The organism is Marinobacter santoriniensis NKSG1 (genome assembly GCF_000347775.1).
In the GTDB taxonomy this organism is placed as follows: domain Bacteria; phylum Pseudomonadota; class Gammaproteobacteria; order Pseudomonadales; family Oleiphilaceae; genus Marinobacter; species Marinobacter santoriniensis.
Genome location: NZ_APAT01000015.1, coordinates 985,171 through 1,009,998, shown reverse-complemented (window position 1 = coordinate 1,009,998; position 24,828 = coordinate 985,171). Strand labels below are relative to the sequence as shown.

Here is a 24,828-nt window from a genome sequence, read left to right as displayed (position 1 = left end):
AATCCTATGCCCATCGAAAAGAATCAGGTCGTCCTGTTCCACTACAGTGTCAGTGATGAACAGGGCAACGTTGTTGAAACTTCCCGTGGGGGTGAGCCGAATGCCTACCTGCACGGCCACGGGGGTATTATCCAGGGGCTCGAAGAAGCTCTGGAAGGTCGCGATGCAGGTGATACGTTCAGCGTCACGATCACGCCGGATAAAGCCTACGGCCCGCGCAAGGCCGATGCCATCCAGCGGGTACCGATCAAGCATTTGATGGGGGCCAGGCGCTGGAAGCCGGGCATGATCGCCCAGGTACAAACCGAGCAAGGCCCTCGCCACGTGCTGGTCGCCAAGGTCGGCCACAAGTTTGCCGACGTCGACACTAACCATCCGATGGCCGGCAGAACCCTGACCTTTGACATCGAAATCATCGAAGTCCGCGACGCGGATCCGGAGGAGCTTGCGCACGGCCACGCGCATGGCCCGGGCGGGCACCACTGACCGGATCCTTCATGCCGGAGGCATTATCGAATTGCCGGTGTGATCAGTGCGGTGACAACACCGGCCAGTGTTGAGGTCAGTCGCTGACGACCGTAACCGGCCCGGTCGCGTGTCTGACGACCTTTTCACTGATACTGCCCAGTGTCAGTCTTTCCACCGCCGAGTGACCGCGCCTGCCCAACACCAGGTGGGTGCCCGGGTTGGCCTCCAGGTATTCAATGATTTTATGGGCCGGCTCACCTTGCAGCAGAATCTCTTCTTCAATATTGGCATCACTGCCGATGGCTTGTCTGGCGGTATCGAACACTTTGCGTCCGTAGTCCTGCTCTTCCTGATCGAGATCGGAAGACCAGGTGCCGCGGACAATCATCCTCTCCAGCTTGGTGTGCGGAAATACCGTGAGTAATCTGAGTGGACGCCCGGTGGCGTGCGCAAGTTCAGCGGCCATTTTTGCGGCCTTGGAAGAATGCTCTGAGCCGTCGCAGGCGGCGACGATGCCGGGAGTAACATTGGCCATGATACATACCTCTTCTTCTGGGAATGTTCTCTCAATGTAGACCGCTCTGATCACGATGGCGACCAAACTTCTCCATGCTGCATCACCCGGAATTCCGACTCGCTGATGCCTTGCCTCTCCAGTGCCATCCTTAATCGCCGGGGTGGCTCGTCCATGGGCTCATCGGTGAGCACGAACGTGCCCCAATGCATGGCGACAGACTGCCGGGCGCCAATATCCTGGTGAATCCTGACCGACTCTTCCGGTGCCACGTGCACAGGTGCCATGAACCAGCGCGGATCGTAGGCGCCGATCGGTAGCAGCGCCAGATCGATAGGCGCGAACAGCTCGCCGATCTCGCGAAACACCTTTCCATAGCCGGTGTCGCCGCCGAAATAGAACCGGAAGCCCTCCATATCCAGCAGCCAGCTACACCAGAGCGACGTATTGGTGTCGGTCGGGGTTCGTCCGCTGAAGTGCTGGGTCGGCAGGCAGAACACTTCGTTCTCGGTGGACAGGGGCGTCGATTGCCACCAGCCCAGTTCCACGAGATTGTGGATTCCGCGTTTCTCGAACCAGGGGCTGAGCCCCTTGGGCACGCAGAAACACAGGCTGTCCCCGAAACGTCGGTGTAACTGGCGCACCGTTGGTTCGTCGAGATGGTCGTAGTGGTTGTGGGAAATCAGCACCAGATGGATCGGTGGCATGTCCGCCACTGTCAGCGCAGGAGGCGTGTACCGTTTAGGCCCGACCAACCGGAAGGGGCTGGCGCGCTCCGACAATACGGGGTCGGTCAGCACGTTCAGGCCCCGATACTGGAACAGGAATGAGGCATGTCCCAGCCAGGTCAGTTGCGGTTTGTCCGGCGGGTTCGTCAGCAAGTGACCGTCCGGGCGCAGCAGCGTGTAACGTTTGCCCTCCGGGAAACGTCGGCCCGGAGCCAGTTGCCAACGGAGGAAATCCCCCAGCCCATGGCGCGGCACGGGATCCAGGTTTCGGTACCTGCCCCGGTAAAAATGGCGTTCGGCAGCGAGGGCCGCCAGGCGTTCACGGTTGATGGTCATGACTCTTGTGCACATTTCCCACTGAAAATTAACAGTTGTTTGCAGATTTTTTTCGCAACATGACGTAGTTCACAGTAATCTTGTCTGACTTTCAGGGAATCCCGCAGTCTATGGACAGTCTGAACCTATCGATAAGTTATGAGCCCGCCCGGCAACGCAGGCCCCAATTCTGGCGCCTGGCCATGCGGTGTGCACAGATTGCCGGCACCGTCGACGTTGCATTCTTTGCCCTGTTTCTCGCCCTCGGGTCGCCTATTCTGGCGTGGGTGAACGTCGTCAGTGTGGCCATGTATGCAGGCGCTTACTACGCGCTCAAATACCGTATCAACAAAATCGCCGTCGTCCTGATCTGGGCGGAGGTCTTATCCCACGCAGCGCTTGGTATCATCCTGATTGGATGGGAGAGCGGTTTCCACTATTACCTGCTGATGTTCATCCCCGCCATATGCGTGTCTGCAGGCCGTCGATGGGCCATTTACGCGTTGTTGACACTCTGGGGCTACTATGTGGCACTGGATGCTCTCATGTGGTTTATCGAACCTCTGCAGCCCATCCCGGAATCCGCTCTGCACATCGTTCACCTCTTTAACCTGAGTGTCGTGTTCGCCATGTTCAGTTATCTGGCGTCTTACTATCTCAGGATGGTGGTGTCTGCTCAGCGGAAACTTCGTGATATGGCAACGACAGATCCGCTGACCGGACTCTTTAACCGTCGCCACATGACTTACCTCGCCCAGAACGAGCTGGCCCGGTTTCAGCGCAGTGGCCACCCGGTTGGCTTCCTCCTGCTGGATATCGATCATTTCAAAGCGATCAACGATAGCTTCGGGCACGAGGCCGGCGACAGAGCGCTGATTGTTGTCGCGGACACGATACGGGAAGAGTTGAGGGCCCAGGACCTGGTCGGGCGATGGGGGGGAGAGGAGTTCCTGGCCATTCTCCCCGAAACCGACTCCGAAAAGGCGCGGGCCAGTGCGGGACGGATCCGCAAGGCATTTCTTGCTAAGGACTGGAAAGAAATGACCGGCATTCCGGTGGACATGACCATCAGTATTGGTGTCAGTGAACTTCGTGCCGGTGATGATCTGAGCTCTGCCGTCAGCCGCGCCGATACGGCCCTGTACCGGAGCAAGAGCAGCGGCCGGAATCGGGTGGAACTGGAGACTGCCTGATCAATCCTTTGAACGCCAGGACCGAATTGGTCTTGTGTTTGACGCGGATGCCGAGACAGGTTTTCTCTACGTCTCTCCTTTCCCGTGAGGCCTCAATGACGTTCCAGTGGCGTCGGTAATGACGACTGAAGGCAAGCGTTTGAGTTTGCTGCATGTCGACGAACAGGGTATTTTCAGCGGCGTCTCCTGCTTCATTCACTGTTGTCCTGGCAAGCGTCAGAGGCTGTATGAGTGAGATTGAATCCGGGGCAGTGTGGATTCGAGAACTCAAGACTTTGCTAAAACGGGTTTATAAATATGGGAAAGGCCAGGGTTGCCGTATTGGTTATTAGCATTGGAGAAAGGCCATTCAGTGCTCTCACTCTGAGTAACATCAAGGCTTACGCAGATCGAATTGGCGCCGAATTTATAGTCGAGCGAGAAATTGCTATACCGTTTTGGTTGGCGTTCAAATGTAAGCTAATGAAGTTCAAGAGAAAAAATATTGAGTGTTATCTTCAGAAAATGCTTGGTATCAACAAGGCACTCGAAAGTTTTGATCGGGTTTTGCTGCTGGACGACTCCTGTCTGGTGTCTGACGGAGCGCCTAATATTTTTGATATGGTCCCGGAAGAAGAAATTGGCGCATTTCCTGAATCAGACTGCGTAGATTTTAAAGCCCCCTCTTATGATAAAAATTTCATTTTTAAAAGAAAGGGTGTTTCTATAAACGGGTACTATAACACCGGTGTGCTTGTGGTCAGTAAAGGGCAAAGGGATATATTTTCACCTGAAGCTCTGTCAGGTAATTTGACGCTGTTTAAGAGTATGTATCCTGATCAAGCATATTTTGCATATATGGTCGACGTGAATGGGATAAAGGTCCATAAGGTTTCCAGTGATTGGAATTTTATGCCGGTATTTGATTATTCGGATAATAGTAATCGTGAATTATTGAATCTGCCGGAAGAGCATTTGGACATCGTGAAACAGAAAAATATTGTCCATGTTACAGGTTATTATAAAAACAGAGATAAAATTATTGAACAGATTTACTTCGCTCTGGAGGACAATCTCGCCGGGGCAGAAGGCGGTCAGGGCTAGGTCATTAATAGATGCCCGGGGATAGGTATCAGACCTCCACCGGCTGGTGCGCCAGAGTATCCTGGGAAATCACACAATTGCGTCCGGCCGCCTTGCCGGCGTAGAGCAGTTTGTCGGCTCGTTTCATGAGCGAGTCATACGATGTGTCGGTTGAGGTGAAGGACGCTACGCCCACGGTGATGGTGGCGTGAAACGTAACGTCTCCCAACCGGAATTCCATGCTTTCAATGCGCTGACGGATGCGTTCGGCGAAGCTGACAGCGTTTTCCAGCCGGGTGTTGGGGAGAATGATCGCAAACTCTTCGCCGCCAATACGGCATGCGACATCCAGTGCGCGAAGCTCCCTTTGAATCATGGTTGCGGTATCGATCAGTACGATGTCACCACCGGCATGGCCGTACTGATCATTGATGGTTTTAAAATGATCAAAATCGAACATGATGACGGACGTGGGAAGGCCCGAACGCATGGCGTCGGAATGATGCGCCTCTAACTGGGCCACGAAATATCTCCGGTTGAAAAAGCCCGTCATACCGTCGGTCAGAGATTCCCGCGTCAGTCTCTCCTCCAGCGCTCTCTGATAACTGACATCCCTGACAACGGCCATGGCGGCTTTGGCCCCGTCCAGCACAATGGTGTTGATCATGATATCCACCGGGACCTCTGTGCCGTCTGCCCGCAGGCCGGAGAATCGTTTTTCAACCCCCATCGGCCGGGAGTGAGGTGCCCGAAAATACCCCTCGACACTTTGACTGTGGGAACTCCTGTTCGAGACAGGGATGAGGAGCGTCAGGTCTGAGCCGTTCAGGGCATCGGCAGTGTGGCCGAACATGCCTGCAGCAACCGTATTGACCAGTACGATTCTGTGTTCCTGATTAACGATAACGATCGCATCGGGCAGGGACTCAATGAACGGCAACAGATCGCTGGACGTTGTGATGAGCTTATTGGCTGACTTCTGGGCGGGGACGGTCACGGCATTAGGGGAAATCAAATATTGAACATTTATTCACCTAATATACCTGTTGGGGCCTCAAATACCACTAAACTCAGAAAAGTAGGCTGAATTGGCCTTATTTGAGGTCTCAGTCCTCAATCACTTCCCGCTCAAACCGCCCAAGAATCACCACAATAATGAGTGCCAGGACAGTAACCATGCTTGCCAGAGCCAGGGTCCCGACACCGCAGGCCACTCCAATTGCGCCGGCAATCCAGATGGAAGCACCCGTCGTGATGCCCTGAACATTGCCTCTGCTTTGAATAATGCAACCGGCGCCCAGGAAACCGATGCCGCCAACAATGCCCTGGACTATACGCGATGGATCGATGCGGGCCGAGGGATCACCCTGGGCGGTTGCCATCAGAATGTGCAGGCCGATCAGGGTAAATGTGGCTGCGCCCACAGAGACCAGCATATGTGAGCGCAGCCCCGCGGGTTTGCCACGAAGCTCCCGCTCAAGCCCCAGCACCAGGGCCAGCCCTGCCGCCATCAGCAGGCGGATCATCATGTCCATGGCAGGGATTTCGCTTTCGAACATGCATCACCTTTTGCGGAAGGTGGGTAGGATCAGGCCGGGAGACTTCCTCAGTGCCTGGGATTGGTGTTATCCCTTGAAGAGTCGTCCTCGGAGGCGTTGTCATCGGAAGTGAGGTAGAAGTCCTTGTCCTCATAGGTCTTCACATCCGGGTCTTCAATGGCGTTCTTGCGACGGCCCTTGTACAGCCAGAAGGCCACGACCGCGCCAATGATGATTACAACGATCCACTTCATGCCTTTTCCTCCTTAAAGTGATATGTCCTATATTCAGAACTCTGTAGGGCGATCCGTCAATGTTTATCGGAGAAGTGCCGTATTTGGAGCAAAGGTTGGTTGCGCGGGTTCTTCAGGGTAACATCGTGCGATTGCATCACCCGGGCGCGGATCGCCCTCAAAACGGTGATGTCGTTTCATGGATGGCAACGAACGCAAAGGATGCGATATGAGCAAAGCGATGGTTCTGGTCGGAGACCTCGGCTCCGATCACGAAGGTTTTCCTCCCACGCCGGTCATTGCCGGCTCCCCCGATGTCCTGATTGACGGCAGGCCTGCCGCCCGTGTGGGCGATCCGCTGGCTCCCCATTCCAAACCAAAGCATTCTCCGCACCCCCGCACAATCGCTGATGGATCCCGTACTGTCATGATCAATGGCAAGCCGGCGGCGATAACCGGTGGGGCTATTTCGTGCGGTGGGATAACGATGGGGAGTGGCAGTGTTGTTGTTGGCGAATCGCATCGGTCTGAGCGGCCACCAAATATCACCCCAGAGCTCGATAGGTCGGGTTCCCTTAGCCCTGGAATTACACAATTTCCGAAGCCAGAGAATCTCGCTCGAGGCCAAAACAATGAAAATTCAGGTGGCTTATCCACGTCTTTTGCAACAGCTTCCGACTCAGCGGGAGACACAAAAAAGGCATCGGTGGAGCCAGGGTTTCATGTAGTCCGAAGGCCGATGAACAAAGCCGATCTTCTGACTTTGTTCTACGGCGATGCGTCAGCCAAACCCGGGAACTTTGACCGTTTGAATCCAGGACTTGGTGACCAGGTTATGCCCGGCGAGATGGTTGTGTTGGGTGACCCTGAGGGCAGGGAATGCACAAGGAAAGAAGCCGATCTTATGGAAGTTGCCGCAAGGGTGAATGCCAAAGTTCAGGCGATGGATCAGGAAGAAGCTCAGTTTATCGTCAAATATTACGATCTACTGGAAGCCATCACGTCAACGAGCTCAGCCGGCATGGGGGCTGGCTCAGTGGTTATTGGCAAACAGATTGAGAGCATCAAAACGATTTTGAAAGAGGTCGAGAGGCTTCACCAGGAGAGTTATCGCAGTTATGGACATCTGAATCATCCGGATTTTTTTGAGAGGCGGAGTGCGTTGTTTAAAAAGCTGGACTTTGCTCTCGGCACCATCGCGCGTAAGGGGATGTCATTGGATGATGATGCGAAGCTGAAGCGTGCACTGGGGCTATCTTCGAAGAGTATTGTGCATAACTGGAAGGCTGCAGGGATTGGGGCAATTCCGGGCTATTCTACGCATTATGACAAGCTTGCTTCGGGTGCCAGATACGCGAAAGGCTTTGGATATCTTTCGATTGGTTTAGACGTCGCTGCTTCCGGAGTCAAAATCCGTGCTGCATGCATGAGCGGGCGAAACAGCGAATGTAGGCGTGTAAAATTTACTGAAGGAGGGCGGTTGTCGGGGGCCGCGGTAGGTGGAAGTGTTGGAGCGTTCGCTGGGCCTTTCTTGTGTGGTGTGATTGGTATTGGCTCAGGAGGTTTGGGAGGAATTGCCTGCGGGATAATAATGGCAGGTGTTGGTGGTACCGCAGGTGGATCTGTTGGTGGCGACACTGGCGAAGATGTCGGTGAAGTAATATTTGAGGTAACGAATGACGAATGACACTGTCCAAATCAGCGCAGCATTTGTCGGAGCGGGGGCGATTGGCTTGGGTTTACTCTCCCTGATAGCAATGATCACCTTCGGATTTTCAAGAGTGGCGCTGATCGAGAAGAAGATCTCGCGTCCTGATTCCACTGCGCTTCAGCATAGCAAGTTCTGGGGTGATGATCCCCTGGGACGATTGATGAGAAGCAGTTATGTGTTTACGTTTCTTGTGCTTCGATCCGTACCATCCAACCGGTTGAAACGCTCAGCCGCGCAAATTGGTGACACATCTGCTCGGTTACCTGTGACGTTAACTCTATGGGCGATATTGCCGCCTTTGATGATGTACGGTTGTTTTGCCGTCCTTCTGATTGTAAGTCTGTTTTTATAAGTGGCTTTAGGGGCCTGCGGCTAATTATGTATATTGTAATTACATACTGACGATGTCACATATTTCCGCGTCTCATTTCCGGGATTCAATATCCACAACCTGCCCGTTTTTCAGCGTAACCACCTGCCTGAACTGGTTGTTGGAAAAGTCATACAACCACTCCTGAATCAGTACCGGCCGAAGTGTTTGCCAGGTTTCCGCGCGTTTTCGGAGCGAGGATGTTTGCCAATGCATACGCTTTGAAATGGGCTCGCCGCAGCGAGCGATCAGTTCGTACTCATTGGTAGCATGCCGGAGGATGCTCGGGGTGCAGCTGGGTGCGTCGGAGACCGTGAATCCGTATCCGAGTGTGTCAATCCGGGCCAGTTTGCCGTTGCGGAACACCAGCCGCCGGATGAAACGCTGTGGGCCGGGATTGTAGTACCAGTGGGCCTCCGTCTGGACGATACCGAGGCCGGGTACCGTGGCGCTGGGGTATTCGGCTATGTAATCCGGGGATCCGCAGCGTTCCTCCACTTCCACGGGCCATGCATCTTCACTGATCAGGGCGGTGCCGCAGCGAAATGCGCCTTCGCTGCCTGGAGCGACGACAGCGAGGACAATCAGGGCCAGCAGTTGTCTGGGCATTGGTGATCAACTGCTCGGCATCCAGAGGCTTTGCATCTGCCCGACCAGTGACGAACCTACCCCCTGGCTGCTCAGGAAGCTCAGGAGAATCGGCGCGAACTGCTGGATCATCCCGCTGTCCATGCCCAGCGCGGAGAAGGCGGATTGAACGCCATCCATCGACGAGATGCCGGGAATCAGGCTTTTGCCCTGGCTTCCGTCGCCTCCCAACAGGCCAGTCAGGCCCGGAATTTTGCTGGTCAGGGCACTCATGCTGTCGGCGCCGAGCTGATGTTTTGCCAGCTGCAGCAGGGCACTGGTGCCGCCCGCAGCCTGTGTTTTGGTCACGTCGAGCTGATCCTGAAGCTGGCCGACCAAAAGCTGGGCGTCGCCACTGACTTCGGTTGTGGGGAACGTTGCCCCGGTTTCTTTCGAAATCGTGTCGTTCAGAGTAAAGGCGTCAACGGTCGGTGAAAGCAGATATATGCTGGAAATCAGCAGGAATTGCTTGAGAATGGCGTTCATTCCGAGGTCCCTCAGGCGTGCGTTGATGATCGTAATCGATTATTTGGGGCGGTATCGGAATAAAAAAGTGTTGTTATCCGAGACAGGCGATGTGATGGCGCCAATCCACGGAGCCGGCCAGGCTGTAGGATTCGTGCTGGGGGTGGGGCAACGTCAACTTCGGTTTCGAAGGGTAAGAGCCTGATTTTTGAGACTTTTGATGATTTCCGGCACCTTGAACGGCAACAGGGTCGCGGTGGTTTTTAACAGGCTGATCAGGACATTCATTCGCTTGTACCAGAGCACGCGATGTATCTTCTTTTTCATCGGATGGTAACCTTCGAGGTAAAGGTCGTTCACACGGTCAGCGTTGTTGGTGAGGCTGTAACGACTCAGATCCAGCGGCACCACGATGTCCGCGTTCTTCAGCTGCTTGCGGGTATTGAAATCGATACTGATGTTGATCGCGTTGCTGATCACGTCGAGCGTGTTTTCCGGTTTCGGGTACCGGGCGACATGGCTCAGGTCCACGGCAATGGTAATGCCTGCGCCCATCTTCTCCAGGGGTGAAATCGGGACGTTTTCGACCAGCCCCCCATCGACCAGGGTCCGGCCATCGATCTCAACCGGCACGAACAGGCCGGGCACCGCCATGGACGCACAAACGGCGTCTGCCAGACTGCCTTCGCGGAAAATCAGCTGTTCTCCGGTTTCGATATCCGTTGCACAAATGGCGAGTGGAATCTCCGCGTCCTCAATCCGACAGTCCCCCAGATCCCGCTGAATCATCTCCCGAATCACGTGAGTGCTGAAAAGGCCTCCGCGCTCCAGGGTGAAGTTGATAATCCGGGACAGGTTCAGTGTGGAGCAGATGGACAGTATGGATTCTGCCGGGCGGCCGAAGGCGTAATAGCTGGCAATGAGCGCCCCCGCACTGGTACCCGAAATGCAATGAATGCGGATGCCTTCTTCCTCGAATGCCTTCAACACGCCGATATGAGCAATGCCCCTGGCCGCACCGCCGCCCAGGGCCAGACCGATACGGGTATTGAAGGGATTGAGTTTCATGCGTCAGTGCCTGTCGGTGTCCGTGAGCATCGGGTATTCATTTCCTGTCATTCATCGTAATCTGATCGGTATTCAAACAAAAACAAAACGGAAAGGAAAAAATGATGGCTCAGTACGACGTTATCATCGAGGGTGGGCGCTATTTTGATGGCACCGGGGCGCCGTCGTCCATTCGCAACCTGGCCATCAAGGATGGCCGCATTGCCCAGGTAACCGCCGAGCCGATCTCTCATGCCGAGGCCGATCGCGTGATTGATGCTAGCGGCCGATGGGTCACGCCAGGTTTTCTCGACACCCACACCCATTACGACGCGGAACTGCTGGTGAGCCCGAGTCTGTCGGAGTCGGTTCGCCATGGGGTGACGACAGTGCTGGTGGGCAGTTGTTCCCTGAGCATGATATGCAGCGACTACGAGGATGCGTCGGACATCTTCACCCGGGTGGAGACGGTGCCCCGGGAACGGGTATTGCCGATCCTGAAAACCCACAAAACCTGGTCGACGCCCAAACAGTGGGCCGATTATGTCAAGCAGGTGCCACTGGGCCCCAACGTCATCAGTTTCCTCGGTCACAGCGATCTCCGGGTGGGCGTGATGGGGCTGAGCCGGGCCACCAGTCGGGACGTCCAGCCGAGTGAGGAAGAAATGCAGGCCATGGAGGCTCTGCTCAAGGAGGCGCTGGACGAGGGGTTCCTCGGGTTGTCCACCATGTGCCTGAAATGGGACAAGGTGGATGGTGACCGTGAGTGGTCCAAGAGCCTGCCCAGCACCTACGCCCACTGGAAGGAGATTGCCCGTCTGAACAAACTGGTGCGCCAATACGGCCGCGCACATCAGGGCGCGCCGAACGCCGCCACGCCGCTCCAGATTCTGCAATACGTGCGTGAATGCCTGGGCTGGCTGCGCCGGCCTCTGAAGACCACCCTGATCAGCCAGATGGACCTGAAGGGCAGTGCCTACCTGACCAACCTCACCAAAATGACGTCCCGGATCACCAATGCCCTGCGCGGCGATTTTCGCTGGCAGGTGCTGCCGACGCCGTTCACCGTGTATGCCGATGGCATCGACGTGGTGTTCTTCGAAGAGTTCGGAGCGGGCGAGATGGCGCTCGATCTGAAGGATGCCGTGGAACGCAATGAACTGCTCAAGGATGAAAAATACCGCCGGGAATTCCGGCGATTCTATGGGGAAAAGCTGAGCCCGAGGGTATGGCAGCGGGACTTCGGCGACGCGATGATCATCGATTGCCCGGATGCGTCGCTGATCGGCAAGAACTTTGAAGAAGTGGCCCGGGCCCGTGGTGTCCACGTGGTGGACCTGTTCCTGGACCTGGTGGTGGAGTTTGGCAAGAAAATCCGCTGGTACACCACGGTCGGCAATCACCGCAAACCGGTGCTCAAGCGGATGGTGAAAGATCCCCGGGCGCTGATTACGTTCAGTGATGCCGGCGCCCATATCCGTAATATGGCGTTCTACAATCTGCCCCTGCGCATGCTCAAGCTGGTCCAGGAATCCATCGACGAAGGCGATCCGGTGATGACCATGGAGCAAGCGGTTTACCGGCTGACCGGTGACCAGGCCGACTGGTTTGGTGTGGCCGCCGGTAAGATTCGTGAGGGAGACCGGGCCGATGTCGTGGTTCTCGACCCGGCCGGCTTTGATCAGAACCTGGAGGCGGTCTCCTGGGCCGACATGGAAAACTTCGACCTGAAACGACTGGTCAACCGCAATCCGGGCATCGTCAAAACCGTGCTGATCAACGGCAAGGTGGCGGTGGACGATGAACAGTTGTCGCCGGCGTTAGGTCGCGAAACCGGGTTCGGGGCGTTTCTGCCGGCCGGGTGACGCTTCGAAACGGGCGCGTCCGGGGTCAGTGCGTTGATCGGGAGCGTCTGTCCGGAATGCGCTCAGGTGATGATTGAGATCGGTATTCGCCTGCTCGAGGCGGGCTATCACCGTCAGCACGGACGCCATCTGGGACTGCATCTGTTCACCCCCGCTTGCGACCCGCTCAATCCGATGGTTGATATCCGTCGCCACCGTGGACTGTTCTTCCGTGGATGCGGCAACTTCCCGGAGCATGGCGGCAACATCCTGAATGGAGTGGTTCATTTCCCCGAGCAGTGTGCTCATCGAATGCCCGGATTCGACGCCGGTTGCGATGGCCTGTCGGGCTTCACCCAGGCTGTCATGGACTTTGCCGGTGCTGTTCTGGACGGTATCAACAATGCCTGCGATGTCTGACGTCAGGGATCGGGTGCGATCAGAGAGCTGTTTGACTTCGTCGGCAACGACAGCGAATCCGCGTCCGTGGCTGCCCGCCCGGGCGGCCTCAATGGCGGCATTCAACGCCAGCAGGGTGGTCTGTTCCGAAATGTCGTGAATGGCCCGGGTGACCGAGGCGACTTCGTTGATGGCCGCCGACAGCTCCTCGACCATGGTGCTCGTCGCGGCAACGGTACTGTCGATGGACTCAAGGGCGTCGCGATTGGTTTCGCCCATGGCATTGCCCCGGGCGACGATCTGTTCACCTTCGGCGGCGGTATCGCTGGCCTGGGCCGATTTTTCCGCAACTTCACGGAAACTGAGGCTCAGTTGTTCCACGGCTTCCCGCATTTGCCGGGTTTCGTCGGCCTGGGCGGCGATGTTCCGGTCGGCTTCTCCGGTGACCTGTCGCAGGTTCATAACCACGGAATCACTCTGGTCGGCGGAGGTGCGAACGGATTTCAGCGTGCCCACGAACAGCTCGAGAAAGTGATTGACGGCACGTCCTATCTCGCTGATCTCATCCTTGCCACTATCCTGAAAGCGGCTGGTCAGGTCGCCCTCGATCAGCTGGGCGGAATGCCCCTGGAATTCGGCCACCGACCGTTTCATCCGCACCAGAACGATGGTTACCAGGATGACCAGCAAGATGGCGGACCCACCGAGGACCAGCAGGATTTCAGTACGCTGAGCTCGCAGGTTTTGCGCGATGCCAGCGGCCAGCGTGTCGCTGTAGGTGGACGCCAGACTGATGGTGTTCTTGAAAGAGCTCTGCAATGGCACGAAGCGGGACTGATAGACGCTGTCGACCATGCCCAGTGCAGATGCTGGATCGGTCTCCGCCATTTTGTTCAGCTCCACGCTTTGCTGATAGTAGTCGTCCCATGCTGTGGCAGTGGAATCGATGGCATCCGCCACTTCCGGGGTGCGGTTGTCGGCAAGTGCGGCGCGGGCGGAGGCGAATCGTTCCTGAAGATCGTTATTGACCTTCTCCAGCAACGAGGCTGTTTCAGGCAGGATCGGATCGGCCTTGATCGTGGTGGTTGCGCGGGCCAGGGCCTGCGCCAGATTCTGTGTGACCCGGGTCGCCTCGTTGAAGCGGAGGGATTGCTCCATGACGCGGTCTGATCCGAACAGGGCGAGGCCGCTGATCAGCAGCGCCAGCAATAAGGACAGGGTGGAGAGAAGTATGACTTTCAGGCGGATGGACACGCGAAAACTCCCAGGCTGGAACCGGATTTAACGGGGATTACAATATGACTTTTATGTGGCACTTTCGTGACGGCCCGGGGCTGTCCGCTTGTAACCATGAGATGTTTCAGAGGAAAGGCGGAACCTCTTTGTATTATTCAGAGTCTGTCCCCATACATGATGAAACAACCAACAGAACCGGAGGTCGACAATGGCGGAATCATCACTTAAGGAACAATTGGGCAGCGCAGTCAAAGACGCGATGCGGAGTAAGGACAAACTCCGCCTGACCACCCTGCGGATGGCCCAGTCCGCAATCAAGCAGATCGAGATCGATGAGCGCCGGGAGCTGAGCGACGAGGACGTGCTGAAGGTGCTGGACAAGATGCTCAAGCAACGTCGCGACGCCGCCGCCCAATACGACGATGCGGGGCGGGAAGAACTGGGCGACCAGGAACGGGCGGAAATGGTGGTTCTCGAGGAATTCATGCCCGCCGCCCTGACCGAGGACGACCTGGACAGCCTGATTCGCATGACCATCAGCGCCACCGACGCCAAGGGCATGCCGGACATGGGGCGCGTGATGAACGAGCTGAAGCCCCAGGTACTGGGCCGGGTCGACATGGGGCACCTGAGCAAGAAGGTAAAGGCGGCACTGGCCGGCTGACAGAGGACTCGCCTTTACAAGGGCGTTACCCTAAGCTTTTAAGCAGGTTTTGCTCAGCCCGGGTGGTGTCCAGAAGCCTATGTCCGATAAAGCGCTACGTACCAGATCCGACAAGCAGTCCATCGATCGGTTTATCAACGAGGTTCGCAAACTTCCCCCGCAGGGTGGCGGGCAGGGCCGGCTGATATTCGCGCTGGACGCCACGGCCAGCCGCGAGGCGACCTGGGATCAGGCGTGTCACTTGCAGAGTGAGTTGTTCATGGCGACCAGGGATCTGGGTGGCCTGGCTATTCAGCTGTGTTACTACCGGGGCTTTGGTGAATTCAAGGCCACCGGTTTCGTGAACGAGACCGGCCAGCTGCTGGACCTGATGAACGGCGTCTCCTGCCTGGGTGGCCGTACACAGATCAGCCGGGTACTGGCCCACGCGATGAAGGAAACCCGCGCAAAGCCGGTGAAGGCGGTGGTGTTTATCGGGGATTGTTGCGAGGAGCCGGTGGACGAACTGTGTCACATCGCTGGTGAGCTGGGCATGTTGCGAACCCCGGTGTTCATGTTTCATGAGGGGGCCGATGCCCATGCCCGGGCGGTTTTCCAGCAGGTGAGCAAACTGTCCGGCGGGGCATACGCTCCCTTTGATCGCAACAGCCCGCAGGTACTCAAGGATCTTATGGCTGCCGTTGCGGTCTATGCTTCCGGGGGACCCAAAGCGTTGCAGGACTTTTCCCGCGGCAGCTCCCCGGAAGTCCGGCGCCTGACCCGGCAGATCAGGTAGTTCTTGTTATGTTTCTTTATGGGGACGAATGCCCCGGGGTGTCTGAGTGCCACTAGCGTTATTGGTCATCGCAGCGTCGGTTGTCGCCTGGCTCTGGCTGCGCAGTCAGCCGGCGAGTCAGCGCAAGCCGGCCATTATGAAGCTGGCGTTGATTGCCGGTATTGGAATGGTGGGCTTGCTGGCCATTACCGGCCGGCTGAACGTTCTGGTTGCGTTAGTGGCGTTGCTTTTCCCGCTGCTGCGCCGGGTGTTGCCATCGCTGTTACGGAAGCACGTGACCGGGCTTGGAGGCGGGGCGAAAGCCAAGTCTGGAAACCAGTCCCACGTTTCCAGCGACATTCTGGAGATGAGCCTGGATCATGACTCCGGGACCATGGAGGGCAGGATCCTGAAAGGCCCGATGGCCGGTCGTGCGCTGGCGGACCTGAGCGAGAGCGAGTTTCTGGACCTGTTGCGATATTGCCGGACGCATGACGACGACTCCGCACGGCTGCTGGAAAGCTATCTTGACCGCCGTTTCGGCGACTCCTGGCGCGCTGACGACGAGGCTGGCAATGCGAGCGGGGAGTCTCACGACCGTGAAAATGCCAGCGGTACACTGACTGAAAACGAAGCCCTGGATATCCTCGGGCTGAAGGCCGGCGCCAGCCGGGATGAAATCATCCAGGCCCACCGCCGGATGATGCAGAAAGTGCACCCGGATCATGGCGGGAGTAACTATCTGGCGGCCCGGATCAATGAAGCCAAAGAGCGCCTGCTGGGCTGAAAGGGCGCTTCCAACCTATAACAAAAAAGGTTTCCTCCCTATGTCTGCAACCTCCAGGGGGCTTCTCGCCCCGATGTTCGTCACGGCGATCGTCCTCGCCGGGTGTGATGCTGGCCCTGACTCATTATCCGGAAGCAACAGTGCCGGACACAGCGCGCCGTCTGCGAGTACGGGAAAGGCCAATCGGCAGGTGCTGTCAGAGCGGCCGTTCGACAATCGTGACGACTTCGAGAATGCCCGCCGGGGGCTGATTGCCCAGGATCCGGACCTGGTGATTGATCGTCGCGACGGACGTGAGATCTGGAACACGACCGACTACGCCTTTATCGACCGTGACGGTGAGCAGTCGCCGGACTCGGTGAACCCCAGCCTCTGGCGTCAGGCCGCGTTAAACAGAATCCACGGCCTGTTCAAAGTGACCGACGGGCTCTACCAGATACGGGGTTACGACCTGGCCAATATGTCCATTATCGAAAGCGACAGTGGCTGGATTCTGGTGGATCCGCTGACCGCCCGTGAAACGGCCAGCAAGGCCTTCCTGTTCGCCAGGGAACAGCTGGGAGAACAACCGGTTCGGGCGATCCTGTTTACCCACAGTCATATTGACCATTTTGGCGGCGTGCAGGGCATTCTTCAGCATCTTTCCGAGGAAGAAAGGGCCAACCTGCGGGTGATTGCGCCAGCGGGTTTCGAGGAAGAAGCCACCAGCGAAAACATCATTGCGGGGCCGGCCATGAGCCGGCGGGCGATGTTCATGTACGGCAAGCGCCTGGATCGCGATGAGCGCGGCTACGTCGGCACGGGCCTGGGAAAAGGACCGGCCTTCGGGACCTTTGGTATCGCAGAACCAACCGATCTGGTCAGCGAGACGGGAACCGAGCTGGTTGTCGACGGAGTGACGATGCGCTTCCAGATGGTCTCCGGTTCCGAGGCGCCCGCGGAGTTTACGTTCTATCTGCCGGAGAAGAGGGCCTTCTGCGGTGCGGAGCTGGTCAGCCACAACCTGCACAACCTCTATACGCTGCGCGGTGCCAAGGTGCGCGATGCCCGGGTCTGGAGCGCTTACATCGAAGACGCACGAACGCGTTTTGCGCAGGCCGACGTTTACTTCGGCAGCCATCACTGGCCCGTGTGGGGGCGCGAGAATATCCAGGATTTCCTGGTCAAGCAGCGAGACACCTACGCCTTCATCCATGACCAGACGGTACGCATGATGAACCGGGGCGCCACACCGCGAGAGATTGCCGAAAAGCTGCAGTTGCCCCCAACGCTGAACGAGGAGTTTCACAATCAGGGTTACTACGGCACGGTTGCTCACAATGCCAGGGCCGTCTACCAGTATTACATGGGCTGGTTTACCGGAAACCCCGCGCAGCTCAACCCGTTACCTGAAACGGACTCTGCGAAGCGGTATGTCGAAATGATGGGTGGCGCCGGGAAGGTTCTGGAAAGAGCCCGACAGGATTTCGACGCGGCTGCGGACATGGGGGGCAACGAGGGCCGGACGACCTATCGCTGGCTGGCGGAATTGCTCAACCAGGTGATCTTCGCCGAGCCGGACAATGAAGATGCGAAACGGCTGCTGGCGAACGTGTACGACCAGCTTGGTTACCAGTCGGAATCGGCGCCGTGGCGAAATTTCTATCTGACCGGTGCTTACGAACTGCGCCATGGCTCCCCGGAGGAGGGGCTCAAGCCGGCCATGATGCGGGAGGTGCTGCTGAATACCCCGGTGTCCCGGTTCTTTGACAGCATGGCGGTGCGCCTGAATGCGGATGACGCGGAAGGTAAGCACCTGACCATCAAATTTACCTTCACGGATCTCGAGCAGAGCTATCTGCTGACCCTGGAGAATTCGGTATTGCACAACCGAAAGAGCCGACCGGATACGCCGGCGGACGCCACGCTGATGCTGACGCGCCCGATGTTCGTGGATCTTTTGATAGGCAAGGCAGGGTTAAAGGAGCTGTTGTTCAGCGACGACATTCATTTCGAGGGAAGCCGACTCGACCTGATTGGTTTTTTCAGCATGCTGGATAAACCCGAGGGCCGGTTCAACATCGTGACCCCATGACGGGCGCTGAACAACAAAAAAGGCAGCCTGAGGCTGCCTTTTTTAATCACGTGTTACCTGTTATTTACAGGGCAACAACGTTCTCTGCCTGCGGGCCTTTCTGGCCCTGGGTCACGCTGAACTCGACTTCCTGGCCTTCGGCCAGAGTCTTGAAACCGCCACCCTGAATAGAGCTGTAATGGACAAAGACGTCCGGGCCGCTTTCACGAGTAATAAAACCAAAACCTTTTGCTTCGTTGAAGAACTTAACGTTGCCAGTAACTGTAGACATAAATAGCTATCCTGAAATTAATCATCAATGTGCCGTCGAAAGATCGTTGTGATCTTTGATCAGCGATATGCGGGAAACAAAAAACGTGCAGGATCAAAAACAGGACAAGAGGTGTGACAACACAAAAGGTCTTATTCGTGAAATGCTTTGCTAAATCTTTCCAACGAGAATGACAGTACGCTAATTAACGGGCGCTGCATAGCAAAGTTTTCAATTATTTATCCGGGCCCCTTCCACATGCGGCAGGTACGTACAGTTGGCGTCGATAATCTTCGGGCGTTACCTTGAACCACCTTTTGAAGGCTCGCCGGAAATTGGCGCTGTCGTGGTAATTGAGTAATTCGGCCATCGCTTCAATGGATAACTGGCTGTCACGTAAATAGCCCAGGGCCTGTTGTGACAGGATGTCGTCCCGGATTTGCCGGAATCCGGTGCCTTCCTGTTTCAGCCGCCTTGCCAGAGTGCGCTTGCTGATAAACAACGCCGCCGCCGCTTCTTCTTCACTCAGTACCCCCGGAGGGTGGGAGAGCATCATTCTCTGGATCTGGTATTTGCAGGTGCTTTTGCTGGACTGCAGCTGCGCGAGCATGGTCTCGCACTGTTGCAACGCCATCATGTAGTTTTCATGGTTGGCGGAGGCATTGGGGACTTTGCACACCTCCAGTGGAATTCTCAGCGAGATGGTCCGGTGGCCGAATTCCATGGCGCCCGGTATGTGGCTTGAATAAAGGTCACTGTAATGGGGCTCCTGATGGGCGAAACAGATGACCGCCTCCTTCAGGGGGCGGCCAACAATAAATTCGGCACAGTCAAACAAGATAATCGTAAATATTTCACTCAACACCCGCAGCAATTCTTCCTGAAGCTCCATGCCAAAGGTGCAGGTCACCTCCAGCCAGTCCTGCCGGGTATCCAGTGAAAGCCGGGCGAGATTCATTCGGGTTGGCAGGAATGCCTGAAATGCTTTGAGGGCCGTGAGCAAATCGGGGCTGCTGTTCACCAGAAACCCCATGGCGCCATGGGTGGGGGACGTCATGCGTTGCCCCAGGCGCAGCCCAAGGGTTTCATCCTTTGCCAGCTGTATGCTGTTTTGGAGGATCTGAAGCTGTTGCCGGGGCGTGAGCAGCGAGTCGTCCTGAAGAAACTGGTCCACTGAAAGCTGGGTCAGCTTCAGCAAATCAGCCACATCCCTTTCCTGAAGGCCAAGCTCCCGTGCAATCAAGCGGCTGTAGTTGGAGGGGATACAGGCCTGGTTCAGGTCTATGGCGTGCATGGTCTTGGACAGATCTCCAGTCATGGGCGCGCGACCATTCCAGTCGGCGGTTCCGTTTATCCGTCCTGAAGTGTCTTGAAATGACTCCCTCCTGTCAATTAATGACCTGCTCTCTGGCAGGCCCTGACCGTAATCTGGCCTGAATGTCCTTCCCGAAGAAAAACAACGGAGCAGTGTGTATGGGCCAGATTACGTTTGTTGAGCACAACGGCACGGAACATGTGGTTGAGATCGAAGCGGGCAAATCCCTGATGGAGACGGCCGTCGAAAACGGTGTACCGGGGATCGACGCCGACTGCGGGGGTGCGTGTGCCTGTGGAACCTGCCACGTGATTGTGGACAAAAACTGGATTCAGGCCACGGGCGAGATCTTCGCCAATGAAGAAGGCATGTTGTCGATGACACCGGAGAAAACCGATACCTCCCGCTTGTCCTGCCAGATCACTGTTTCGGACTCCATGGATGGGATGGTGGTGCACTTCCCGGAATTTCAGATGTAGATCAAACGCCGTTTCCCGACGCCCGTTCGCTGCACCGGTGGCGGCGGGTTCTTACGAACTGATTCTGAACCCCGGAGGTGTTGTATGAACACGCTCAGATCCCGATTTGAACCCGCTATTCAGCCGGTTCTCGACAAGGCCGCGGCCGTTATTCCCCTGCACTGGCAGATCAAAGGCGTTCATGCGTTCCAGGCGGTTAAAAAGCGGGTCGGCAGGAGCCGGCCAGTGCCGGTCTTCAAAGACGTCCCGCTGCCGGATGTGTCGACACTTGCCCTGAAAGATATTGATGTCAGTAATCCGTTTCTGTACCGGCAGGGGCTCTGGCATTCCTATTTCAAACGACTGCGGGACGAGTGCCCGGTGCACTACCAGGCAAACAGTCCGTTTGGCCCGTTCTGGTCCATTACCCGGTACGAAGACATCCTGTTTGTCGATAAGCACCATGATCTTTTTTCCGCAGAGCCGATCATTTCCATCGGGCCGCAACCGGAAGGGCTGGAAATCGAAACCTTCATTGCCATGGATCCGCCCAAACATGATGTTCAGCGCCAGGCAGTCCAGACGGTTGTGGCGCCGAAAAACCTCGCGCAAATGGAAAGCCTGATTCGCAGACGCACCGCCGACGTACTGGATCATCTGCCTGTCGGGGAACCGTTTGACTGGGTCCAACGGGTATCCATTGAGCTGACGTCACGCATGCTGGCGACTCTGTTTGACTTCCCCTTCGAGCAACGCCATAAGCTGGCTTATTGGTCGGACCTCGCAGCTAGTGCACCCGAATCAACCGGTGGTAAGGCGGATCACGACGAGGGCTTCAGAGCGGCCGCCGATATGGCCAGGCAGATGTCTTTGCTGTGGCGTGACAAGCAAGCTCGCAAGGCAGCGGGTGAGGAGATGGGCTTTGACCTGATCAGCCTGTTGCTGGCCAACGAGAACACCCGGGATATGATCAACCGTCCCATGGAGTTCATCGGAAACATGGTGTTGTTGATCGTGGGTGGCAATGACACCACTCGCAACTCCATGACCGGCGGGGTGCTGGCGCTGAATCAGTTCCCGGAGGAGTTTCGCCGCCTGAAACGGAATCCGGACCTGATTCCCAACATGGTCTCGGAAATCATCCGCTGGCAAACGCCTCTCGCCTACATGCGCAGGGTCGCCAAACAGGATGTGGAGCTGAACGGCCAGACCATCAAAAAGGGCGACAAGGTGGTGATGTGGTATGCCTCCGGCAATCGTGATGAGCGGGCTATTGATAACCCGGACCAGTTCCGGATCGACCGGGCAAACGCCCGCAAACATCTGTCCTTCGGTTTTGGCGTGCACCGGTGCATGGGCAACCGGCTGGCGGAAATGCAGCTGCGTATCCTGTGGGAAGAGCTGCTGACACGCTTCGATGACATTGAAGTGGTCGGTGAGCCGGAATACGTGCAATCCAACTTTGTGCGCGGCTACACCAGCATGCATGTGAAGCTGACGGGGAAGGCCTGAAAAATCACTGGGCGCATCACCAATCCCGGAATTTCAAGGACTTGGTATTGAAGAATATGAATATGTGCAAAAGTTAATCAAATTAGTCCGGATGGCAGGTTCTGCTGCGCTCGTGTGTTCGTATATCTGTGGGAATCCGATGGGGATACACGAGAGGAAAATGACATGAAAAAAGCAGGGATAGTCAGGTCTTGTTTGGCGTCTACGTTGTTGCTGGGCGGAGCAGTTGTGGCCACCCCGGTTTTCGCCGAACACCATGCAATGGGAGAGAAAGAGAGCAAGACGATCGTCGAGAGTGCGGCCCAGGCTGATAACCTCAGCACGCTGGTCGCGGCGATCAAGGCTGGCGGTTTGGCTGAAACCCTTTCCGGGCCTGGGCCGTTCACGGTCTTTGCGCCCACCAATGCCGCCTTTGAAAAACTGCCGGCGGGTACCGTTGAGATGCTGTTGAAGCCCGAGAACAAGGCACAGCTGCAGTCGATACTGACCTATCACGTGGTGCCTGCCAAGGCGACATCATCGGCAGCCGTTCAGATGGTTCAGGATAACGGAGGGACCCACAACGCGAAAACCGTCCAGGGAGGTGAGCTGACGCTCAGTATGGAAGGCGATTCGCTGATGATCGGGGACGCCAATGGCAACAAGGCGATGGTGATCGCGGCAGACATGATGCAGTCCAACGGTGTCGTGCACGTGATCGATACGGTGTTGATGCCGTAACGTCACAGGAAACGCACTGGAAATGGAAAACGGCCGTTCGCGGCCGTTTTTTTATGGCTGCTGTATTTATGACGCACATCTATGCTGTAAAATGTCCAATCTGACAACATGTAAGGGATGACATCCGGTTCACAGAGGAACCACCTTCCGCGTCTTGGTACGCACCCCCTTTTGGCCGTCTCATCACAGTTATCTGTTGTTTGTTTAACCATTATTCCTGGCAGGTTATGGAGCCTCATCGATGAAAAAAGTCCTTCCCTGGCTGATGTTAGGGCTGCTCACAGGCTGTGCGACACAAACGCCTCAGATGAAAGAGGTCGAACCGGCCGTCTCTCCTGAACAGCAGCGGGCTGCCCAGCAGGCCGCATTAGAGGCCAACAAGCCCGAGCGTTTGAGCCTCAAGCGAAAAATCGCGGTGGGCCGGATTTCCAATGAAACGAATTATGGTCGCAGCCTGCTGCGCTCCAATGCGGAAGATCAGCTGGGCTCCAAGGTGACGGACATGTTCCTGCAGGCGCTGGCCAACAGCGAAAGCTATCTGGTGTTTGAGAGGCCGGATATCGAACTATTGAGCAAGGAAGCGGAACTGTCCGGCCAGGAAATTTCCATCACCGGGGTGGATACCCTCGTGATTGGCTCCCTGACTCAGTTTGGTCGCGCCACGACCGGTGAGCGTGGATTCTTGTCGTCGTCCAAAAAGCAGGAAGCCACGGCAACGGTGGATCTTCGATTGGTGGACGTAAAGACCGGTCGGGTGTTTGCCTCGGTGACCGGGACCGGTTCCTCGTCGACCGAACAGGCTCGTACGATGGGGTTTGGCTCTGCGGCCGGGTACGACGGCAGTCTGAATGATCAGGCCATTGCCGCAGCGGTCACGGCGGCTGTCGACAAGATGACTGGGCTGTTCCTGGAAAAGCCCTGGACGGCGGATCTTCTCGCCCGCGAAGACGGACTCGTCTACATCAGCGGTGGCGAGAGCCAGGGTGTTCGCAAAGGCATGGTCTTCGCTGTGGAAACCCGGGGCAAGGACGTGAAATCCAGGACGACCGGTACCGTTATCTCTCTGCCGGGCAAGAAAGTCGCGGAATTGACCATTGTCGGGCTGTTTGGCGATGACCCCATGAATCAGGGCGCCATCGGGGAGATCTCCCAGGGTTCTATTGAAGGGTATGATCTGGGCGAACTGCGTGTGAAGGAGAAGAAGTAATGAGGATGCTGCTTGCGTTACTGATCTGTCTGACCCTGACCGCCTGTGTCCAGTCACCCACCCGCAACACCCAGGTTGTGGATGACCGTCCGGGAATCGCATTCGAACTGCCGTCGGTGGCATCGGAGTATTACGAGCTCCGGATTGATGGCGTCTCCTATGGGTATGTTGGCCAATACCAGGCTGGCGAAAACCTGCTGAAAATCATTGATGGCACGCATCAGGTGGAGCTGCTTTCCGACGGCAAGGTAGTGTTTCAACAGGAGATTTATCTCGGTGCCGGCGTTAACCGGGTTCTGAAGGTTGGGCCGCATGACTAAGCAATTCCTTTTCACCCTGTCGATGTGTGTTTTGATGACAGGGTGCGCCAGTCATCAGGGGCTGTATGACTGGGGTCAGTATCAGGAAACGCTGTTCGTGGTTTACCAGGAGCCCGCCCTGAAAGAGGAAGCCCTGAAAAACTATGTGGACTTTGTCGAAACCGGAGGCACCCCGCAGCATCCCATTGCCCCGGGGCTTTATGCAGAAGCGGGTACCTTTATGCTCGAACAGGGTGATGTGGACTCCGCGATCAGGTTTTACCGCATGGAATACGATGCATGGCCCGAAAGCCGACCTATGCTCAGTACCCTGATCAAGAACCTGGAGGCGCGGCAATGAAAATGTTGAAGCTGTGTCTCGTGTTTCTCCTGGTGGCATTGGCCACAGGGTGTGCCACTACCGGCCAGAGCAATCGTCTTGATGCTTTCCACAACGCCGCACCGAGATCCATTCTGGTGGTGCCGCCGGTCAATATGTCGACTGATGTACAGGGAACGACATCCTTATTGGCTACGCTGCCGTACTACCTGGGGGAGAAGGGCTATTACGTTTTCCCGGTCAATACCGTGAAAACGCTGCTGGAGTACGAGGGCTATTACGAACCGGCCGAGATCCATGCTGCACCGCCGGAACAGCTGGCCAACCTGTTCAAGGCCGATGCAATACTGTATGTGACCATTCACGAGTGGACATCCAGGTACATGTTGCTGTCGACCACGACCGAAGTGGATTTCGAGTACCGGATTGTCAACGCCGATGGTGCCGAGCTCTGGAATGACCGTGAAAGACTGACCTACACCCCGGATAACAACAGCTCGGGGAATCCCTTGGTGGATCTTATCTCCATGGCGGTCACGGCCGCGGCCGAAAGGGCAGCACCGAATTACCTCCCTCTGACGAGGCAGGCAAATGCGGCCGCGTTCTACGGGGTAAATGGGGTGCCGCCCGGGCCCTATAGCCCGACGTACGAGCAGTATTACAAGCGGATCAACGCCTCACAGTAATCGCGGGGCAGG

General features: G+C 56.5%; 28 protein-coding genes. 17 read left to right on the top strand and 11 right to left on the bottom strand.

What is annotated here, in order from left to right; all coding sequences use genetic code 11:
* Window positions 1-6: 6 nt before the first annotated feature.
* On the top strand, window positions 7-486 hold the full coding sequence (locus MSNKSG1_RS10450) for an FKBP-type peptidyl-prolyl cis-trans isomerase (protein ID WP_008939234.1): 480 nt from the start codon (window positions 7-9) through the stop codon (window positions 484-486).
* Between the two features lie 76 nt (window positions 487-562).
* On the opposite strand, the gene MSNKSG1_RS10445 is transcribed toward MSNKSG1_RS10450, so the two are convergent.
* Window positions 563-1,003 carry a universal stress protein gene (locus MSNKSG1_RS10445; protein WP_040886852.1) on the bottom strand — a complete coding sequence of 147 codons (441 nt, stop codon included), beginning with the start codon at window positions 1,001-1,003 and terminating at the stop codon, window positions 563-565.
* A 50-nt stretch (window positions 1,004-1,053) separates the two neighbouring features.
* Window positions 1,054-2,046 carry an MBL fold metallo-hydrolase gene (locus MSNKSG1_RS10440; RefSeq protein ID WP_008939232.1) on the bottom strand — a complete coding sequence of 331 codons (993 nt, stop codon included), beginning with the start codon at window positions 2,044-2,046 and terminating at the stop codon, window positions 1,054-1,056.
* Between the two features lie 110 nt (window positions 2,047-2,156).
* Here MSNKSG1_RS10440 and MSNKSG1_RS10435 point away from each other — a divergent pair, with 110 nt between their 5' ends.
* Both MSNKSG1_RS10435 and MSNKSG1_RS10430 read left to right on the top strand, forming a co-directional pair.
* Window positions 2,157-3,218, top strand: coding sequence for a GGDEF domain-containing protein (locus MSNKSG1_RS10435; RefSeq protein ID WP_008939231.1), 1,062 nt, complete (start codon window positions 2,157-2,159; stop codon window positions 3,216-3,218).
* A 297-nt stretch (window positions 3,219-3,515) separates the two neighbouring features.
* Window positions 3,516-4,301: an LPS glycosyltransferase gene (locus tag MSNKSG1_RS10430; protein ID WP_008939230.1), complete on the top strand. Its 786-nt coding sequence runs from the start codon at window positions 3,516-3,518 to the stop codon at window positions 4,299-4,301.
* Between the two features lie 28 nt (window positions 4,302-4,329).
* Here the strand turns inward: MSNKSG1_RS10430 and MSNKSG1_RS10425 are convergent, their stop codons facing one another.
* From MSNKSG1_RS10425 to MSNKSG1_RS10415, 3 genes are all read right to left on the bottom strand, one after another.
* Window positions 4,330-5,277, bottom strand: coding sequence for a GGDEF domain-containing protein (locus tag MSNKSG1_RS10425; RefSeq protein ID WP_152638749.1), 948 nt, complete (start codon window positions 5,275-5,277; stop codon window positions 4,330-4,332).
* 109 nt (window positions 5,278-5,386) lie between these two features.
* Complete coding sequence (locus MSNKSG1_RS10420) at window positions 5,387-5,839, bottom strand: MgtC/SapB family protein (RefSeq protein WP_008939228.1); 453 nt, start codon at window positions 5,837-5,839, stop codon at window positions 5,387-5,389.
* 47 nt (window positions 5,840-5,886) lie between these two features.
* A complete protein-coding gene (locus tag MSNKSG1_RS10415) occupies window positions 5,887-6,072 on the bottom strand; it encodes a hypothetical protein (protein WP_008939227.1) in 186 nt (61 codons plus the stop codon).
* A 208-nt stretch (window positions 6,073-6,280) separates the two neighbouring features.
* On the opposite strand from MSNKSG1_RS10415, the gene MSNKSG1_RS10410 reads away from it, so the two are divergent.
* Both MSNKSG1_RS10410 and MSNKSG1_RS10405 read left to right on the top strand, forming a co-directional pair.
* Window positions 6,281-7,738, top strand: coding sequence for a type VI secretion system PAAR protein (locus tag MSNKSG1_RS10410; protein ID WP_040886757.1), 1,458 nt, complete (start codon window positions 6,281-6,283; stop codon window positions 7,736-7,738).
* Complete coding sequence (locus tag MSNKSG1_RS10405; RefSeq protein WP_008939224.1) at window positions 7,728-8,114, top strand: hypothetical protein; 387 nt, start codon at window positions 7,728-7,730, stop codon at window positions 8,112-8,114. Before MSNKSG1_RS10410 ends, MSNKSG1_RS10405 begins: the two co-directional genes overlap by 11 nt.
* A gap of 72 nt (window positions 8,115-8,186) precedes the next feature.
* Here MSNKSG1_RS10405 and MSNKSG1_RS10400 read toward each other — a convergent pair whose 3' ends face one another.
* The 3 genes from MSNKSG1_RS10400 to MSNKSG1_RS10390 form a co-directional block, all read right to left on the bottom strand.
* On the bottom strand, window positions 8,187-8,741 hold the full coding sequence (locus MSNKSG1_RS10400; RefSeq protein WP_008939223.1) for a DUF2845 domain-containing protein: 555 nt from the start codon (window positions 8,739-8,741) through the stop codon (window positions 8,187-8,189).
* Between the two features lie 6 nt (window positions 8,742-8,747).
* Window positions 8,748-9,245, bottom strand: coding sequence for a DUF2780 domain-containing protein (locus MSNKSG1_RS10395; protein WP_008939222.1), 498 nt, complete (start codon window positions 9,243-9,245; stop codon window positions 8,748-8,750).
* Between the two features lie 153 nt (window positions 9,246-9,398).
* Window positions 9,399-10,292, bottom strand: a complete 894-nt coding sequence (locus MSNKSG1_RS10390) for a patatin-like phospholipase family protein (RefSeq protein WP_008939221.1) — start codon at window positions 10,290-10,292, stop codon at window positions 9,399-9,401.
* A gap of 101 nt (window positions 10,293-10,393) precedes the next feature.
* On the opposite strand from MSNKSG1_RS10390, the gene MSNKSG1_RS10385 reads away from it, so the two are divergent.
* Entirely contained in the window at window positions 10,394-12,136 is a 1,743-nt protein-coding gene (locus MSNKSG1_RS10385) for an N-acyl-D-amino-acid deacylase family protein (protein ID WP_008939220.1), read from the top strand.
* Here the strand turns inward: MSNKSG1_RS10385 and MSNKSG1_RS10380 are convergent.
* A complete protein-coding gene (locus MSNKSG1_RS10380; RefSeq protein WP_008939219.1) occupies window positions 12,092-13,768 on the bottom strand; it encodes a methyl-accepting chemotaxis protein in 1,677 nt (558 codons plus the stop codon). The genes MSNKSG1_RS10385 and MSNKSG1_RS10380 overlap by 45 nt on opposite strands.
* 190 nt (window positions 13,769-13,958) lie before the next feature.
* Between MSNKSG1_RS10380 and MSNKSG1_RS10375 the strand changes: the two genes are divergently transcribed.
* The 4 genes from MSNKSG1_RS10375 (at window position 13,959) to MSNKSG1_RS10360 (ending at window position 18,029) form a co-directional block, all read left to right on the top strand.
* Window positions 13,959-14,414, top strand: a complete 456-nt coding sequence (locus MSNKSG1_RS10375) for a GatB/YqeY domain-containing protein (RefSeq protein ID WP_008939218.1) — start codon at window positions 13,959-13,961, stop codon at window positions 14,412-14,414.
* Window positions 14,415-14,493: 79 nt separating this feature from the next.
* Window positions 14,494-15,189, top strand: coding sequence for a hypothetical protein (locus MSNKSG1_RS10370; protein WP_008939217.1), 696 nt, complete (start codon window positions 14,494-14,496; stop codon window positions 15,187-15,189).
* Between the two features lie 46 nt (window positions 15,190-15,235).
* Window positions 15,236-15,955 carry a J domain-containing protein gene (locus MSNKSG1_RS10365; RefSeq protein WP_040886755.1) on the top strand — a complete coding sequence of 240 codons (720 nt, stop codon included), beginning with the start codon at window positions 15,236-15,238 and terminating at the stop codon, window positions 15,953-15,955.
* Window positions 15,956-15,995: 40 nt separating this feature from the next.
* On the top strand, window positions 15,996-18,029 hold the full coding sequence (locus MSNKSG1_RS10360) for an alkyl/aryl-sulfatase (protein ID WP_040886754.1): 2,034 nt from the start codon (window positions 15,996-15,998) through the stop codon (window positions 18,027-18,029).
* A gap of 64 nt (window positions 18,030-18,093) precedes the next feature.
* On the opposite strand, the gene MSNKSG1_RS10355 is transcribed toward MSNKSG1_RS10360, so the two are convergent.
* Window positions 18,094-18,300 (bottom strand): cold-shock protein, encoded by a 207-nt coding sequence (locus MSNKSG1_RS10355; protein ID WP_008939214.1) that lies wholly within the window; start codon window positions 18,298-18,300, stop codon window positions 18,094-18,096.
* Window positions 18,301-18,514: 214 nt separating this feature from the next.
* Window positions 18,515-19,597 carry an AraC family transcriptional regulator gene (locus MSNKSG1_RS10350; RefSeq protein WP_008939213.1) on the bottom strand — a complete coding sequence of 361 codons (1,083 nt, stop codon included), beginning with the start codon at window positions 19,595-19,597 and terminating at the stop codon, window positions 18,515-18,517.
* A gap of 155 nt (window positions 19,598-19,752) precedes the next feature.
* On the opposite strand from MSNKSG1_RS10350, the gene MSNKSG1_RS10345 reads away from it, so the two are divergent.
* The 7 genes from MSNKSG1_RS10345 to MSNKSG1_RS10315 all read left to right on the top strand — a co-directional run bounded on the left by MSNKSG1_RS10345 (window position 19,753) and on the right by MSNKSG1_RS10315 (window position 24,816).
* Window positions 19,753-20,073 carry a 2Fe-2S iron-sulfur cluster-binding protein gene (locus tag MSNKSG1_RS10345; RefSeq protein ID WP_008939212.1) on the top strand — a complete coding sequence of 107 codons (321 nt, stop codon included), beginning with the start codon at window positions 19,753-19,755 and terminating at the stop codon, window positions 20,071-20,073.
* Window positions 20,074-20,157: 84 nt separating this feature from the next.
* Window positions 20,158-21,564: a cytochrome P450 gene (locus MSNKSG1_RS10340; RefSeq protein WP_008939211.1), complete on the top strand. Its 1,407-nt coding sequence runs from the start codon at window positions 20,158-20,160 to the stop codon at window positions 21,562-21,564.
* A 228-nt stretch (window positions 21,565-21,792) separates the two neighbouring features.
* Entirely contained in the window at window positions 21,793-22,284 is a 492-nt protein-coding gene (locus MSNKSG1_RS10335) for a fasciclin domain-containing protein (protein ID WP_008939210.1), read from the top strand.
* A 241-nt stretch (window positions 22,285-22,525) separates the two neighbouring features.
* Window positions 22,526-23,491 (top strand): CsgG/HfaB family protein, encoded by a 966-nt coding sequence (locus MSNKSG1_RS10330; RefSeq protein ID WP_008939209.1) that lies wholly within the window; start codon window positions 22,526-22,528, stop codon window positions 23,489-23,491.
* A complete protein-coding gene (locus MSNKSG1_RS10325) occupies window positions 23,491-23,811 on the top strand; it encodes a hypothetical protein (protein ID WP_008939208.1) in 321 nt (106 codons plus the stop codon). Before MSNKSG1_RS10330 ends, MSNKSG1_RS10325 begins: the two co-directional genes overlap by 1 nt.
* Window positions 23,804-24,151 (top strand): DUF4810 domain-containing protein, encoded by a 348-nt coding sequence (locus MSNKSG1_RS10320; RefSeq protein ID WP_008939207.1) that lies wholly within the window; start codon window positions 23,804-23,806, stop codon window positions 24,149-24,151. The genes MSNKSG1_RS10325 and MSNKSG1_RS10320 overlap by 8 nt, the downstream gene beginning before the upstream one ends.
* On the top strand, window positions 24,148-24,816 hold the full coding sequence (locus MSNKSG1_RS10315; protein WP_008939206.1) for a DUF799 domain-containing protein: 669 nt from the start codon (window positions 24,148-24,150) through the stop codon (window positions 24,814-24,816). Before MSNKSG1_RS10320 ends, MSNKSG1_RS10315 begins: the two co-directional genes overlap by 4 nt.
* Window positions 24,817-24,828 lie beyond the last annotated feature (12 nt).